The following is a 1555-nucleotide window of genomic DNA, read 5'->3' on the forward strand; positions in this document are numbered from 1 at the left end:
GCCTTCAGGGTCGAGGCACACGCCACGTGCAATCCCACGACCACACCTGATTCGGCGCAGTGGCCTGGTAGGTCGTGGGCTTGGCGCGGCGTTGAGGTGGCTTGGCACGGCCCCGGTGCACCACCTCCCGGTGCTTGCGCATCACCCGGTAGAATGACGAGGGTGAGGCCAGGTAGCGCTGCTCCTCATCGAACAAGCGCACCACGATCTGCTCTGGCGGCAGGCTGGCGTACTCGGGGCGGTGGCACACATCGAGGATTTCCTGTTCTTCGGCCGGTGTCAGCGCATTAGCCGGCACCGGCCGGTCGACCAAAGGGCGCTGGTCCTCGTGCAGCGTTCCGCCGCGCGTCCAGCGCTGGTACGTTCGGGCGGTGATCCCCAGCTCGCGGCAAGCAGTCTCCAGGCGTGCTCCCTGGGCCCTAGCCTCGTCGATCAGCGCGATGGCGCGTTGGCGATCTGGGGTGCTGATCATGCGTCCTCGTCCCCCCAGATCGCCCTCGCCTTTTTTCTGAGGGCCAGCAACGCTGCGGTCTCCGCCAGGGCCTCGTTCTTGCGGGCGAGCTCCTTTTCCAGCGCCTTGATGCGCTTGCGCTGCTGCTTGGCCTCATCGGCTTCACGCTGGCGTTCGGAGTGCGAGAGGCTGGCCGCCTGTTCGCAGTCATGGCGCCACCGCTCCAGCTGCTCGGGGTAGATCCCGCGGCGGCGGCAGTACTCCGCCGTCTCCTGGGCGTTCATCGAAGCGGTCTCAAGCACGGCGTTGAACTTGTCCTTTGACGACCAGCCATCGGCGCCCTTGCCCAGCGCATCCGGCAGGCAGCGCCCTTCGGCACGGGCTTCCTTGCGCCACTTGTAGACGGTGCCCAACGAGATCCCTTCCTGCTCCGCGATCACCTGCGGGGAAAGGTTGTGGGGAGGCAGCAGCTTGGTGACCACGGCTTGCCGGCGCTCCTCTGAGTAACGAGGCATGAGTGTCTCCTTTCGCCCCCTGATCGGTTTATAGGAACAGGGTATCAGAGGGCACGACAGTCATCCTGACACTGGGGGGTTGCGACAGGTGACCAGGTCGACGCGCAGGAAGGGCGGGTCGCTGACCAGGTTGTGGCGCGCGAAGACCACCATGTCGCGCAGGCGCTTGCCCACCTCGAAGGCGCTGTTGAACGGCTGGAAGTAGCGCTGCAGCAGCGGCTCGGACAGGGTTTCCAGCGCCGCGGCGGGATACAGGCCGCGGCGCGCCACCGCCAGGGCGTCGTCGTCGATGTCGGTGGCAAATATCTGCACGCCAGGCGGGTCCGGGTCGTCGCGCAGTGCCTCGGCGATCAGCATGGCGATGGAGTAGGCCTCCTCGCCGTTGGCGCAGCCCGCCACCCACACACGCACGTCCTGGCCGCTCTCCTTGCCGCGCCGGCACAGCGCGCCGATCTTGGGACGCAGCGCCTCGAAGGCACTGGCATCGCGAAAGAAGGCGGTCACCGAGATCAGGATATCCCGCGCCAGGGTATCCAGCTCCTCGGGGCGCTCCTCTATCAGGTTGAGGTAGTAAGTATCCCCCGGCAAA

General features: G+C 66.6%; 3 protein-coding genes. All 3 read right to left on the bottom strand.

Annotated elements, in window-relative coordinates:
* Window positions 1-4: 4 nt before the first annotated feature.
* The gene (locus Q673_RS23915) at window positions 5-472 is read right to left on the bottom strand and encodes a helix-turn-helix domain-containing protein (RefSeq protein ID WP_023005186.1); all 468 of its coding nucleotides are present in this window, start codon (window positions 470-472) and stop codon (window positions 5-7) included.
* The gene (locus tag Q673_RS23920) at window positions 469-966 is read right to left on the bottom strand and encodes a transposase (protein WP_023005187.1); all 498 of its coding nucleotides are present in this window, start codon (window positions 964-966) and stop codon (window positions 469-471) included. Before Q673_RS23920 ends, Q673_RS23915 begins: the two co-directional genes overlap by 4 nt.
* A gap of 60 nt (window positions 967-1026) precedes the next feature.
* The coding region (locus Q673_RS0118175) for a CheR family methyltransferase (protein ID WP_327050009.1) at window positions 1027-1555 on the bottom strand (529 nt) is incomplete at its 5' end.

The sequence above is a fragment of the Halomonas sp. PBN3 genome, assembly GCF_000475415.1.
Lineage (GTDB): Bacteria > Pseudomonadota > Gammaproteobacteria > Pseudomonadales > Halomonadaceae > Halomonas > Halomonas shengliensis.